The 13331-nt window shown below is 42.6% G+C and carries 12 protein-coding genes; 9 read left to right on the top strand and 3 right to left on the bottom strand.

Annotated elements, in window-relative coordinates:
- Positions 1–39 precede the first annotated feature (39 nt).
- From LCL89_RS12070 to LCL89_RS12055, 4 genes are read left to right on the top strand one after another with little or no spacing between them, the layout of a single operon-like run.
- Positions 40–1188: an acyl-CoA dehydrogenase family protein gene (locus LCL89_RS12070; protein ID WP_224810316.1), complete on the top strand. Its 1149-nt coding sequence runs from the start codon at positions 40–42 to the stop codon at positions 1186–1188.
- Positions 1189–1199: 11 nt separating this feature from the next.
- Complete coding sequence (locus LCL89_RS12065) at positions 1200–2354, top strand: thiolase family protein (RefSeq protein WP_224810315.1); 1155 nt, start codon at positions 1200–1202, stop codon at positions 2352–2354.
- A gap of 3 nt (positions 2355–2357) precedes the next feature.
- Positions 2358–3125 carry a 3-hydroxyacyl-CoA dehydrogenase gene (locus LCL89_RS12060; RefSeq protein ID WP_224810314.1) on the top strand — a complete coding sequence of 256 codons (768 nt, stop codon included), beginning with the start codon at positions 2358–2360 and terminating at the stop codon, positions 3123–3125.
- A 60-nt stretch (positions 3126–3185) separates the two neighbouring features.
- Positions 3186–4742 (top strand): fatty acid--CoA ligase, encoded by a 1557-nt coding sequence (locus LCL89_RS12055; protein WP_197316993.1) that lies wholly within the window; start codon positions 3186–3188, stop codon positions 4740–4742.
- 87 nt (positions 4743–4829) lie between these two features.
- Here LCL89_RS12055 and ligD read toward each other — a convergent pair whose 3' ends face one another.
- On the bottom strand, positions 4830–6602 hold the full coding sequence (ligD, locus tag LCL89_RS12050; protein WP_224810313.1) for a DNA ligase D: 1773 nt from the start codon (positions 6600–6602) through the stop codon (positions 4830–4832).
- A 149-nt stretch (positions 6603–6751) separates the two neighbouring features.
- On the opposite strand from ligD, the gene ku reads away from it, so the two are divergent.
- The 5 genes from ku to LCL89_RS12025 all read left to right on the top strand — a co-directional run bounded on the left by ku (position 6752) and on the right by LCL89_RS12025 (position 11245).
- Entirely contained in the window at positions 6752–7585 is an 834-nt protein-coding gene (gene ku, locus LCL89_RS12045; protein ID WP_224810312.1) for a non-homologous end joining protein Ku, read from the top strand.
- A 102-nt stretch (positions 7586–7687) separates the two neighbouring features.
- Entirely contained in the window at positions 7688–7867 is a 180-nt protein-coding gene (locus tag LCL89_RS12040) for a hypothetical protein (protein ID WP_224810311.1), read from the top strand.
- Entirely contained in the window at positions 7860–8453 is a 594-nt protein-coding gene (locus LCL89_RS12035) for a Fic/DOC family protein (protein WP_224810310.1), read from the top strand. Before LCL89_RS12040 ends, LCL89_RS12035 begins: the two co-directional genes overlap by 8 nt.
- Positions 8454–8577: 124 nt before the next feature.
- On the top strand, positions 8578–9561 hold the full coding sequence (locus tag LCL89_RS12030) for a pyridoxal-phosphate dependent enzyme (RefSeq protein WP_224810309.1): 984 nt from the start codon (positions 8578–8580) through the stop codon (positions 9559–9561).
- A 13-nt stretch (positions 9562–9574) separates the two neighbouring features.
- Positions 9575–11245, top strand: coding sequence for a PucR family transcriptional regulator (locus LCL89_RS12025; protein WP_224810308.1), 1671 nt, complete (start codon positions 9575–9577; stop codon positions 11243–11245).
- Positions 11246–11277: 32 nt separating this feature from the next.
- Here the strand turns inward: LCL89_RS12025 and LCL89_RS12020 are convergent, their stop codons facing one another.
- Positions 11278–11796 (bottom strand): DUF3221 domain-containing protein, encoded by a 519-nt coding sequence (locus LCL89_RS12020; protein ID WP_224810307.1) that lies wholly within the window; start codon positions 11794–11796, stop codon positions 11278–11280.
- A 466-nt stretch (positions 11797–12262) separates the two neighbouring features.
- Positions 12263–13165, bottom strand: coding sequence for an aldo/keto reductase (locus LCL89_RS12015; protein ID WP_224810306.1), 903 nt, complete (start codon positions 13163–13165; stop codon positions 12263–12265).
- Positions 13166–13331: the final 166 nt, after the last annotated feature.

Below are 13331 nucleotides of genomic sequence, written 5' to 3'. Positions count from 1 at the left end.
TGTTTGTTTTTTCAGAATATTCAATAACAGGAGGTTGGAATGAAACCACCATACATAAAGGAAGAACATGATATTTTAAGGCAGTCATTGAAACGGTTGTTAGAAAAAGAAGCATATCCTCACTTCACTAAGTGGGAGAGGGACGGTCTTGTCCCCCGATCTTTTTGGAAAAAGCTTGGAGAAGAAGGGTACCTATGTCCTTGGCTCGAGGAAAAGTATGGTGGATTTCAGGCGGATTTCGGGTATTCTGTTGTAATCAATGAAGAGCTTGAAAAAGTGGGGACGGGTTTGATCGGTATAGGTCTCCATAATGATATTGTCGTTCCTTACTTATATGAATATGGCACTGAAGAACAGAGAAAGCGCTGGCTGCCTAAATGTACGACAGGAGATGTAATCACATCGATTGCCATGACAGAACCGGGGGCAGGGTCAGATTTAGCAGGGATTCGAACGACTGCAAAGAAGAACGGGGATCATTACATATTGAATGGAGAAAAGACATTTATTACGAATGGAATACAATCTGATTTGATTGTCGTGGTCTGCAAGACAGATCCTCATGCTCAACCCGCGCACAAAGGGATAAGCTTGTTGGTAGTTGAAAAGGATACTCCCGGTTTTTCACGAGGTAAGAAGCTCGATAAGGTAGGTCTCCATAGTCAAGATACGTCGGAATTGATTTTTGATGATGCAGTGGTACCGGCAGAAAATCTACTTGGAGAAGAAGGGAAAGGGTTTTATTATCTGATGAATCAACTCCAACAGGAACGCTTGATTGTAGGAATCGGAGCTGTAACAGCATGTGAAACGATGTTGGATTTGACGATTGAATATGTCAAAAACAGAGAAGCTTTTGGACAATCCATTAGTTCATTTCAGAATACCCAGTTTAAACTTGCAGAGTTGTTAACAGAAGTCCGGATCGGGCGTGTGTTTTTGGATCAGACCATCCACGCTCATATGAAGGGGGAGGATGTGGTCACCGAGGTTTCCATGGCTAAGTGGTGGACCACAGATCTAGTCAAAAAAGTAGCGCTGCAATGCATGCAGTTCCATGGAGGGTACGGATATATGGAAGAGTATGAGATTGCCAGACGTTTTCGTGATGCTCCTGTCACGGCTATCTATGCAGGTTCGAATGAAATTATGAAGTCGATTATAGCTAAGAAAATGGGATTGTCTTAGGAGGTATATAGATGAATGAAGTTGTAATAGTAGAGGCGGTTCGTACACCCGTCGGGAAGAGAAATGGTCTTCTCAGCGGTAAAAGGCCGGATGAATTATTAGCTCTTGTATTTGAAGAATTGGTTTCGAGGTCCGGTATCCAGGCGAGTCATATAGAAGATGTAATAGCAGGGTGTGTGACGCAGGTTGGAGAACAAGCCGGGGATATTGCAAGGATAGCTGCTTTGATCGCGGGATTTCCGATTGAAGTCCCTGGAGTTACGATAGATCGTCAGTGTGGATCAAGCCAGCAGGCGGTTCATTTTGCTTCCCAGGCGATCGCATGCGGAGATATGGATGTTGTTGTTGCGGGAGGGGTGGAGAGCATGTCCCGAACGCCGATGTTTTCAAACATGAAAGGAACCGCATATAGTGATAAATTGACCAGTCAGTACGAAATGATTAATCAAGGCGTTTCAGCTGAGCGTATCGCTGATCAATGGAATTTGGATAAAACAGAACTGGATCAGTATGCTGTCGAAAGTCATAAACGTGCGGTAACTGCTATGAAAGAAGGACGCTTTGACCGGGAAGTGATGTCATTAGAGGTCAGGGATGAGGAGGGCAGCCCGACTCTTATGAAGGCAGACGAAGGTCCACGGCCTGAAACGACATTAGAAGCGTTGGACAAGTTGAAACCGGTATTTAAAGAAGACGGTAAAATCACAGCCGGAAATGCGAGTCAAATCAGTGATGGTGCTGCCGCAGTACTTATGATGTCAGGTAAAAAATCAGAAGCTCTCGGTTTGAAGCCTAGATTTAGAGTCGTTTCTCGTGCTGTTGTAGGGTCGGATCCGACTCTCATGTTGACTGGTCCTTTACCAGCTACCTATAAAGCATTACAAAAAGCTGGACTTAGTATAGAAGAAATTGATTTGTTCGAAGTGAATGAAGCCTTTGCATCTGTTCCTTTATTTTGGATGAAAGAGACGGGTGTGGACCACTCAAAGCTGAATGTCAATGGAGGGGCCATTGCTTTGGGGCACCCACTTGGAGCCACAGGTGCAAAATTGATGACGACCTTAATGCATGAACTTGAACGGACAGGTGGTCGATACGGACTGCAGGCTGTCTGCGAAGGTTTAGGTATGGCAAATGCAACAATCATCGAACGATTGGAGGCGTAATGGGTGGATGCAAAAGAAGTAGTGGCTGTCGTTACTGGTGGAGCATCAGGGCTTGGAGAAGCAACGGTAAGAAAAATCGTCCGTAATGGTGGAAGCGCGGTTATCGCAGATCGTGATCGCGGAAAAGGAGAAAAGCTGGCAAGAGAATTAGGAGCTTCTGCCATTTATTCTGAAGTGGATGTTACTGATGAAAGCAGCATTAAGAAAATGTTAGAGGAAAGCGTTGTCGCTTTTGGTCATGTGAATGTAGTAGTGAATTGTGCCGGCATAGTCATCGGTAGGAAGGTGATCGGCAAAGAAGGAGTTCATGATGTCGGATCCTTCTCGAAGGTCATTGAAGTGAATTTAATAGGTACATTTAATGTCGTGCGTCTGGCCACTGAATTTATGAAAAATAATCGTTTGAATGAAGAGGGAGAGCGAGGAGTGATCGTTAACACTTCTTCTATAGCAGCATTCGAAGGACAAATCGGCCAAGCTGCGTACAGTGCTTCAAAAGGTGGCGTTGCAAGTATGACTATGCCGCTGGCACGAGAGTTAGCGTCTTATGGAATTCGAGTGATGGCAATCGCTCCTGGTTTGTTTGAAACTCCGATGTTCGAGCAGCTCCCAGAACCTGCAAGAGAATCTTTAGGCGCAATGACACCATTTCCACCGAGACTTGGAAAACCTTATGAATTTGCTCAATTGGTCCTTAGTATTTTGGAGAATTCGATGTTGAATGGGGAGGTGATCCGTCTAGACGGAGCGATACGAATGCAGCCGAAGTGAGTGGTGAGTGAGGCAGGCCTTGTTTTGTGTGAAAAAAATCATACAGAGGAGTCGATGAAAATGGCACCAACACTAAAGAGCATGTTCGAACAAACGGTAGCGAAGTACCCGGAGAAAGAAGGATTGGTAGATTTAAGGTTAGGCACACGATGGACGTACAGGGAATGGGATATTGAAGTCAATCGTTTAGCGAATGCTTTGAAAGCCTCTGGCGTAGGGAAAGGTGACCGAGTCTCGACAGTACTATTCAATACCGCAGAATTTGCTACGTCTTTATTTGCTTGTATGAAAATAGGTGCCATCTTTAACCCGATCAATTTCAGATTAATGTCTAAAGAATTGTCGTTCATATTGAAGGATGCCGATCCGAAGGTAGTGTTATTTGAAAAGGCGACCTCTTCACAAGTCCAGCCTCTTGTCCAGTCCATGCCACATATTGAGTTTTGGTCCATTGATGAGCAGAACATGGAATATGCTCTCTCATACTATGAGCAGATCGAGGGTGTGAGCATAGACAGACCTTCGTGTCATTTAGAAGAAGATGACCCTTACGCCATCATGTACACTTCAGGCACGACGGGACTCCCTAAAGGGGTGGTTCATTCACACCGCGATATGGTCGACCAGGCACTTTTGATGACGGCTGCCCTTCGTTTGACGGATAAAGACAGAGGGTTGACGGTTGCTCCGATTTTCCATTGTGCTGAACTCCACTGTACATTCTTCCCCAGGGTCATGGTCGGAGCGGCCAATGTGTTCATGCATCACTTCGATCCGGCTGAAGTTATTGAAACAGTGAAAGAGGAAGAAGTGACGAGCTTCTTTGCTGCTCCGACGATGTGGAATATGATGCTGCAGGAAGACTTCAGTAAAGAAGATTTCCGCACATTGAGGCAGGGGTTATATGGAGGAGCACCGATGGCTCCAGCTTTGACGACGCGCCTTCATGAAGCCCTCGGTGTCCAGTTGATACAAGCCTATGGAATGACTGAAATGGGGCCTGCTATTACAGCTTTGATGGAAGATGAACAACAATCCAAAGCAGGGTCTGCAGGACGCCCATTGATTAACTTCGATGTAAGAGTAGTGAAGACGAATGAGAGAGGTCCATCCGAACCAGAGGAAGTGTGCAAACCGGGGGAACCCGGTGAAATCATTGTAAGAGGTCCGAGTATGATGCAGGCCTATTACAATCGTCCCGAGGCTACCGAGGAGGCCTTGTATAAGGGATGGTACCACACCGGTGATATCGGCTCTTTTGATGATGATGGCTATCTATGGGTCAGTGACAGGGTCAAAGATATGATAATTTCCGGTGGAGAAAATATTTATTCAAGAGAGGTAGAGGACGTATTATTCGATCATCCTGCTGTAATGGATGCCGCGGTAATCGGAGAGCCGGATGAATTGTGGGGAGAAAGAGTGGTCGCTTTCATTGTTAAAAAAGATGACCATTTAGATGAGAAACAGTTGGATGAATTTTGTACTTCAGAAAATCGGTTAGCTCGATATAAGAGACCGAGAAGGTATGAGTTTGTAAGTGAATTACCCAGAAATGCAAGTGGCAAACTTCAGAAATTCAAGCTTAGAGAAAAATCGGCTGCTATCTTGGAATGATTTTAAAGTAACATGACAAACAAAAGCAAAGCTCTGCTGTATGCAGAGCTTTGCTTTTTCATTTCCCGGGCAATATTCGACAGTTTTTTATTCACTTATTAATCTTTTCATTTCTGAGATCGGTTGTTTCATTCGTGCTTCTTCGTACGAAAAAAATGGGCATCCAAGCATTTCTATCCGTTTTTTTATCGATTCTAATGTGAATGTTTCAGGGTCTAACCCTTGTTTTATTTCGGACCAGTATAAAGGTGTTGCTACAGTCGCTTTCTTTGTCGCCCGCGACGAGTAGGGAGCGATAATTGTCTTCTTTTCTCCGTGTTGGACATAGTCCAAATAAAGTCGATTCCCTCTTTTCTTCTTCAGCCTCTCTACAGTAAAGTAATCTGGTTTTTCTTTAATTAAAAGGCTTGTGATGGCTGCAGTAAAACGTCGTGTTTCTTCATAGCTCATACTGCCTTCTGCAATCGGAATGTGGACCTGCATGCCTTTTTTTCCGGATGTCTTGATAAAGGGAACGACGTGAAGCTGATCCATTAAGTATTTGATCAGTTGAGCAGCAAGAACGGCTGTGTGGAATTGCTTTTGGTCAGGGGGGTCTAAATCAAAAACAATTTCATCAGGGTCTGAGGACCCTGCACGGTTGAAGGGAATGTGGTATTCAAGCGCTCCTTGATTTCCATACCAAAGGAGTGAGGATAGGGTGTTACATTGAATGTAAGTTTCACCTTGATCGTTCCATCCTCCCACAAATTCAGGGGTATGAGCAGCCACATGCTTTTGAAAAAAGGATTGTTCTTGTATGCCATCAGGATATCTGATGATGGTAACTTTTTTATCCTTCATAAAAGACAGCATGTACGGAGCTATATCTCTCAAATACAAAAGGTAGTCCTTCTTTGTATGTTCCGGCCATAACCTTTTACCGTCATTCGTCGTTTCCACTTCAGGGGGGAATAGTGATAAGTCCCATTCTACTTTTTCTATTGTGCAGGATTCTGGGGATAAGTCGAATCGGAATTGTTTGAACATCGGCTCTCTCAGCTCTCCATCATTCAATTGTAAACAATGGACATCAACACACACACTGGGTTCAAGGTGCCATTTCGCCCCCTTTCTCTCACCATTCTCCATAAAAAAACGTTTTAATGTTTGTGCTTCCTCCTTGTTCATCCCGTGCTTGAACTTTCCAATTGAAACCTGTTCCTTTTCTTCAAACACACGTATTTCATAATATCCATTCTTTGAATCGAACTCGGTCAAAAAACCAGAGAGAGTGCGCCAGTTTTTGATTTTCAGCCAATGCTTAGTCCGGGTTCCGGGCTTATATATGTGGGATAACGACTTAGCGACTACACCTTCACTGGCATGCAGCTGGATGATAGGGTGCACTTCATTGTAGCTATTAAAGGACTCTACATATTTGATACGGTTTGTCCCTAATTGATCTACGACATTTTTCAGCTTGGACTTCCTTAATTTATATTCATCCTTTATATAGTTGAAAATATCAAAAGCCATAAACGTTGCAGGCCGTTCTTGTGCAATTTTTTCTATCTTGTTTGAACTTCTTAAACGCCCTCTTTGTTGAATGAGTTGGAAATTCGCTTGATAAGGGGTGTTGAGGATAACCAGCTCTCCGTCTAAGGTAAGCGGGAAGAAGGGTGGGGCAGTGTTTTTATTCAAGTCCATGATTTCTGGGAAGTTATTGGATAGGTCTTTCCCATTTCTACTTGTTAAGGAAATCCCTTGTTCATCCCAATGCAGGATTGCCCTGAAACCATCGTACTTCACTTCAAAGGCCCAATTTTCGTGCGCTGGCGGTTCATCAGATAATGAAGGCAGCATAGGTTGATGATTCATTTCCGTCTCCCCTCCCCGGTTTTTTCATTGATAAACTCCGAGTTCCGAAAGTTTAACAGGTTGTATTCAGACTTAGTTTATATCGCTTCTTTTGGTTTAAACATAATTCTTTGTTTTTCGTCCAAGCTATGGAAAAAGGAGTGGACGAAATGCACACGATGTGGAAGGGGACCATCAGTTTTGGATTAGTTAATATTCCAATCAAGTTACACGCCGCTACAGAAAATAAAGATATCAAGCTTAGGCAGTTACACCAAGAATGTAAGTCTCCAATAGAATATAAAAAGCGGTGTCCTGTATGTGATCGGGAAGTCGATCACGAAGAAATTGTAAAAGCGTATGAGTACGCAAAGAATAAATTTGTAGTGCTGGATGAAGAGGATCTTCAAGCTTTGAAAAAAGAGCAGGAAGATAAAGCAGTAGAAATTATGGACTTCGTTAAGCTGGAAGAGATCGATCCTATTTACTTTGAAAGAAGTTATTTTATGTCCCCGAATGAAGGTGGATCAAAAGCTTATGGGTTGTTGCGCCAAGCCCTGGAAGACACAGGAAAGATAGGGATTGCAAAAATTATCATACGATCTAAAGAGCAGTTAGCTGTAGTGCGTGTTTACCAAAATACGTTATTGATGGAAACGATTCATTTTCCTGATGAGGTCAGAAACGTGCAGGAAGTCCCTAACGTTCCAGAAGACATTCAATTGAGTAAAAAAGAATTGAGTACGGCTGTAACACTGATCGATCAATTGACTGCTCAATTCGAACCTGAAAAATATAAAGATGATTATCGTACAGCTTTATTGGATCTGATTGATGCGAAGCGGAACAATGAAGAAGTAACGACAGCGAAAGATCGACCAAAACCAGATAATGTGACAGATTTAATGGAAGCATTAGAAAAGTCATTAGAGAAAACCAAGGGTACGAAGAAGAAAACTACGAAACGGAAAACTGCTCCTAAGACAAAAAAGAAAACCTCGTAAAAAAGCTGTTTTATCAAGGTTTTGTCGAAGTGTTCAACTGTTACCCAAGGGTGATATGTAGTATAATGGATAATAGAAATACTATGCTCGGAGGGTATGTGGATGAGTTTACGTACAGAGGAACAAGCGGAAGATTTGATGCGTTCCGCTCAAGCTTCTATGGCTATTGAAGGGTTTTCTTTAACTCAGGAACAAAAAGTTTTAGTAAAACAGTGTTTGACAGGGGCCATTTCACATCAGGAATTTTTAAAACAAGCCTTGGAATTGTCACGGCATGGCTGATTCCCGATATGGTACTGGGTATTCACGTTACTGTTATCCTGGAACGAATATTTTGATCAACCATTACGACATCAAAGATGATAGACAGCTTGAAGCAATGGAAACCATCTTGACTACACAAAGGTTGTCTGAACTTCAAGAGCATCCTGTTCGTGGTGATTTGAATTTGAAGCATCTCCAGAGAATTCATGAATGCATCTTTCGTGATTTGTATCCTTTTGCAGGAGAGATCAGGACTGAAAACATTACGAAAGATGGATTCTCATTCGCGCAAGCGCGTTTCATCCGTGAAGCAGCTGCACCCTTGTTTGAAAAATTGATATCAGAAGACTGGGAAAACATGGATCGGAAGCGATTGGCCGAAAAACTGGCGTATTACATGGCGGAAATCAATGTACTTCACCCATTTCGTGAAGGGAATGGAAGAAGTCTACGCGAATTCATAAGGTGTATTGCTCTTGAAGCAGGCTACACGATTGAATGGGCAGCTGTTTCAAAGGAAGAAGTATTCCAAGCCAGTATAGACTCCGTAAAAGACGTGCGTAATCTCGAGCGGGTTATTTATCAATCGTTGGTACGTATATGAACCTCTTGCTGTATTTAAAAGCAAGAGGTTTTTGTTTGATCACCTCTTCCAATACCTCCCTGTTTTCGCCTATAATGGAGGTGGGGTATATGTCAGAAAAATCTGAAATATAGTCAGGGAGAGGATGAATATCGTATATCAGCCATTCGCACTGAAAGAAATGTGGAAAGCTCAAAAACGAATTCGGTCCATTGTTGAAGAAACTCCACTGGTATACTCTGACGCCTTATCCAGAAGGTTGAATAAGCAAGTGTATTTAAAGTTGGAACAGACACATCCTACAGGCTCTTTCAAAATTAGAGGAGCGGCAAACAAACTTCTATCCTTAAGCGAAAGTGACAGAAAAAAAGGTGTGACTACGTTTTCCACTGGTAACCATGGAATCTCTGTCGCCTATGTAGCTGAACAATTGGGAATGACTTGTGTGGTCTGCTTGTCTGATCGTGTACCAAAAGAGAAGCTGAATCGCTTAAAAAGGTTAGGTGCAAGAGTTGAAATTGTCGGGCAGAATCAAGATGATGCAGAAGCTTACTGCTATCAGCTGGCAAAGGAAGAAGGATTGACGATTGTTAAACCATTTGATGATGCAGATATCATTGCAGGCCAAGGGACGATCGGTCTTGAAATCATGCAGCAGTGTCCTGATGTACAGCACGTGATCATTCCCTTGTCTGGTGGAGGGCTTTTATCAGGTATTGGCTATATATTGAAGTCCATAGACCCTAATATAAAAATAACAGGTGTATCTCCCCAGCGTTCAGCCGTAATGTATGAAAGCCTGAAAAAAGGTCAGCCCATAGAAATGAAAGAGGAACACACCTTGGCCGATAGTTTGCTCGGAGGAATCGGAATCGATAATCGGTATACCTTTCCAATGACAAAAGCCTATATGGATCAAGGTAGAAAAGTATCAGAAAGGTCCATAAGGGACGGCGTGTTATTCATGTTAGAGCACCATAAGATGGCTGTAGAAGGCGCGGCCGGAGCCGGTGTGGGTCTATTACTAGAAGAAAAAGAAAAATGTGATGATCCCGTAATTATCGTCATTAGTGGTAACAATATCGACCATGAGACAATATCAGAGCTTGTAGTAGAACCCGTGCGATAAAGGGGGGGAGTAGATGAGTGTTCATGTAAGGGAAGTATTACAGTTACCAATTCTTGATCGGGCCAAGTTACATACAAAACTTGTCCCCAACCAGGTGGAATGGATTTCTGTGATCGAATCACCTGTTGAGAATTTTGTGCGGAACAATGAATTTGTTTTAAGTACGGGGGTAGGGTGTACTGGAGGAGTAGAGGACCTTGAGGGTTACGTAAAAGATGTCATCCGCTCACATGCATCTGTGCTGGCCATAGCGACTGGGAGACATATTTATAACATCCCGGATCGGGTGGTAAAGCTAGCTGAAGAGCACAATCTCATTTTAATGGAGATTCCTTGGGAGGTCAGGTTCGGAGATATTCTACATGAGGTTTTTCAGTTGATTAACCTTAATAAAGAAGAAGAGAAAAAGAGGGCAGAATCGATTCGCCAGGAATTAACGAATTGTGTATTGAATGGGAAGGGATTACAGGAAATCACAGAGATTGTATACCAAAGCACTCAAATCCCAATAGCAATCAGTGATCACAATAAACAGGTTCGAGCCAATCAAGATTTTGACCGGTACTTGATTGATGCTCTGAACGGTGTCGAAGAGATTACCTGTACCCTTGAATCACTGGTTCTCCAGGGAGACCACCCCCTTGCCCACTATATGGAAAAATATAAAATTGGCGAAGAGGTATGTTATCAGCTTACCATCTTGTCCAACTATAAAAAGCAGGGATACTTATTGGTACAGCCCCACACAGAATCAGAACTCGACTGGATGGCACTTACGATTCTCGATCATGCTCTTACTGCTTGTGCGTTATATTTCGTTAAGGAAAATGCCATAGAAATGACTGAAATCCGTTTGAAGGATAACTTCTTGTTGGAGTTAGCCAAAACAGAACGTGAAATCGCCCCTTCTCTCTTATCCAAAGCCCAGCTTCTTGGGTATGACCTGGACAGAGATTATATATGTCTTATGGGTCAGATTCATCAAAAACCAAATTCGAATGACTCTACCCCCGCTGAAACTTCTACTTATCAATCTACCTCTATCCAAAGTCGAAATTATTACATACAAAAAGAAGTGACATTTGCAGGGGGGCTTCTGCAGCGGGAGACGATGACAACATTTGATGAGGGAGAGGTCATCATATATTTAGAGGTGGATCAGAAAACATACTCGGAAACCGCCAGACAATTTCTTGACCTGATTGAACGACGTTTAGATGAACTACTTCCAGGAATTATCGTTCTCTGGGGGATCTCCAGCTTCAAAGAAGGGCAGTATCATTTTCATTCCACCTATCAAGAAGCGAAAACAGCGTTGACCATGGGTGGAGAAAAGCATGAGGGGCGTAATCGGACTTTTTTCAACGATACTAGAATGAACCGTTTACTTATGGTTTTATCCCACGAGGAGGAAGTCGCAAGCATCGTTGACCAGACATTGGAAAAGTTGGTTGAATATGATGCGAAAAGGCAGACTGATCTCATCCATACGTTTATCGTGTACAATAAGTACAATAGCAACGTCAGTCAAACGGCACGAGCCCTTAACCTGCACCGTCAATCTCTGCTTCATCGTCTTAGAAATATTGAACAGCTGACAGGGTTATCCTTGCTGGACGCAGATGATTTATTTTTATTAGAGCTGAGCGTCCGATTATGGATGTTAAAAAGAATAGAAAAGTGAGCATGGACTTGAAAAGCCATGCTCACTTTTTATTAGTCTGAAACCTTTTCTTCAATTTCTCTGCTATCTGAAAGGGACATTAACCTTACAGTCCATTGATCATTTTTTTTGTCATAGACCAGCATTTTGAGAGCGTACAACTCTTCATCCTTCGTTTTCTTAAGCACTTTTCTCAAAGCTTCGGAAGCTTCCATTTCAGCTCCATCGACTTCACTCATTTCAAGAACAGAGATGGATTGTGCCTTACCTTGCTCTGGATAAGATTCCAAGACCTCTCCTTGAATCCAAACTTCGACTTGCTTACCCAGCCAATTCCCCTTGGGGGGATCAGATACCCACATGGCTCTTGACTTTCTATCTGTATCCGACTCATCCCAGTGGACTACTAACAACCGGTCTTTCTGTTGTTTCATAACAAATCCAGTCATGTCAGAAGGGGTATCCTTTGGAGGTGAAACATCTGCATAGCCTTGGGAATTAGTTTCTTCGTATCCACAACTTACTAATACCATCCAGACGGTTAATAGGATGATGAGGGACCACACCTTCATGTTCACCGCTCCCTTATCAATTAATGATGGTTCACATATGTTACATAGGAGTCAAAACCACCCGATCTTGATGAGATATATATGAAATGAAAGGTTCTTTCTATTGTTCTATACCCTTTAGCACATGGAGAAAGTCCAACCTTATTATTTTTTTTGGCTCTGATAAAGTTTAGTGTTGATATATCCATCAAAAAAAGAATTCATTACGAAATGTTTTTATGCGTGTAGGGCTCCGGGAAAAGGCTCGCTTTCCATGGGGCGGGCGCTGAGTCTCCTCAAGGAATAGCGCCTTCCGGGTCCTCACCTGTCCCACACGTCCCATAGGAGTCTCACCGCGCTCCCGCGGAAAGCGAGTGATTCCCCGCAGCCTCTCCGCTCATATCGATATAAACTCTTCAACTATTATTTCCTTATTTTGAAGACTAAATATCAACAATCAACATTAACAGAGCCTTTTAAAAAGATATTATGGAACTTCGTGGCCCATGGATGATTGGAAAATATCAAACCACTGGTGATGAGTGAGTTTTATATCCAAGGATTGTAACGCAGTATCAATGCGGTCTGGATTTCCTGATCCGATGATTGGCATGATTCGGGCTGGATGATTCAAAAGCCAGGCGAATAAAATTTGATCGATTCCATCGGCACCAATTTCATTATTGATGAGATGGAGTTTATCTCGTAAGCGTGTCGATTTCTCATTGTTTGAATTGAAAATTTTCCCGCCGGCAAGAGGGGACCAGGCCATCGGAGCTATGTTCTTTTCCTGGCAGAGGTCCAGCGTGCCATCTTCGAAATTCTCAAGCTGATAGGAAGACAATTCTAATTGGTTTGTGATCAAAGGGAAGGGTAAGAACGATTCGAGCATGCTCCACTGATGACGTTTAAAGTTAGATACTCCAAACGACCTTACTTTTCCTTCATTTTTCAGTTGAATAAACGCTTCAGCGACTTCTTCACCGTTCATGAAAGGGTCAGGACGGTGGATCAGCAGCGTATCTATGTAATCAGTTTTCAAATTCATCAAGGAATTTTCTACCGATTGGATGATGTGTTGTTTGCTTGTGTTGTAATGATGGGATTCATTTTCAGGACGGTTTTTCGACGGAAGCACGATTCCACATTTCGTTACAAGCTCCATTTTATCCCTTAGGGATGGCTTCAGTTTGAGTGCTTCCCCGAACAAAGCTTCGCACGTATAATCCCCATATATATCTGCATGATCAAATGTTGTAATTCCTTTATCAACATTATGCTCAATCAAAGATAAAGTTTCTTCTTTTGATTGTTTCCAATCGGCCAACCTCCATAATCCGTGAATCATTCTCGAATAAGATAGGTTTTCAGCCATCTGAATTCTTTCCATAAATCAAAACCTCTTTCCTTATTTTAGAAAATTTTTACGCCCTTTCATCATCATAACACACAGCCAACAAATGCTTATCTAATCAAAAATGCGAAATTTGCCGTGCATAGTGTATTAAGAAAACAGTGTAAACTTCATACACATTTTACATTACAAGGAAAAAGGC

Source organism: Halobacillus yeomjeoni (genome assembly GCF_020171525.1).
GTDB lineage: Bacteria > Bacillota > Bacilli > Bacillales > Halobacillaceae > Halobacillus > Halobacillus yeomjeoni.
This window is presented reverse-complemented; position numbering and strand designations above follow the sequence as displayed.

Bases quoted from the DNA above. Each gene is read 5' to 3' on its own strand.
- LCL89_RS12070 (WP_224810316.1), top strand. From the start codon at position 40: ATGAAACCACCATACATAAAGGAAGAACATGATATTTTAAGGCAGTCA.
- LCL89_RS12055 (WP_197316993.1), top strand. From the start codon at position 3,186: ATGGCACCAACACTAAAGAGCATGTTCGAACAAACGGTAGCGAAGTAC.
- LCL89_RS12015 (WP_224810306.1), bottom strand. From the start codon at position 13,165: ATGGAAAGAATTCAGATGGCTGAAAACCTATCTTATTCGAGAATGATT.
- ligD (WP_224810313.1), bottom strand. From the start codon at position 6,602: ATGAATCATCAACCTATGCTGCCTTCATTATCTGATGAACCGCCAGCG.
- LCL89_RS12025 (WP_224810308.1), top strand. From the start codon at position 9,575: ATGAGTGTTCATGTAAGGGAAGTATTACAGTTACCAATTCTTGATCGG.
- LCL89_RS12040 (WP_224810311.1), top strand. From the start codon at position 7,688: ATGAGTTTACGTACAGAGGAACAAGCGGAAGATTTGATGCGTTCCGCT.
- LCL89_RS12030 (WP_224810309.1), top strand. From the start codon at position 8,578: ATGAATATCGTATATCAGCCATTCGCACTGAAAGAAATGTGGAAAGCT.
- LCL89_RS12035 (WP_224810310.1), top strand. From the start codon at position 7,860: ATGGCTGATTCCCGATATGGTACTGGGTATTCACGTTACTGTTATCCT.
- ku (WP_224810312.1), top strand. From the start codon at position 6,752: ATGCACACGATGTGGAAGGGGACCATCAGTTTTGGATTAGTTAATATT.
- LCL89_RS12065 (WP_224810315.1), top strand. From the start codon at position 1,200: ATGAATGAAGTTGTAATAGTAGAGGCGGTTCGTACACCCGTCGGGAAG.
- LCL89_RS12020 (WP_224810307.1), bottom strand. From the start codon at position 11,796: ATGAAGGTGTGGTCCCTCATCATCCTATTAACCGTCTGGATGGTATTA.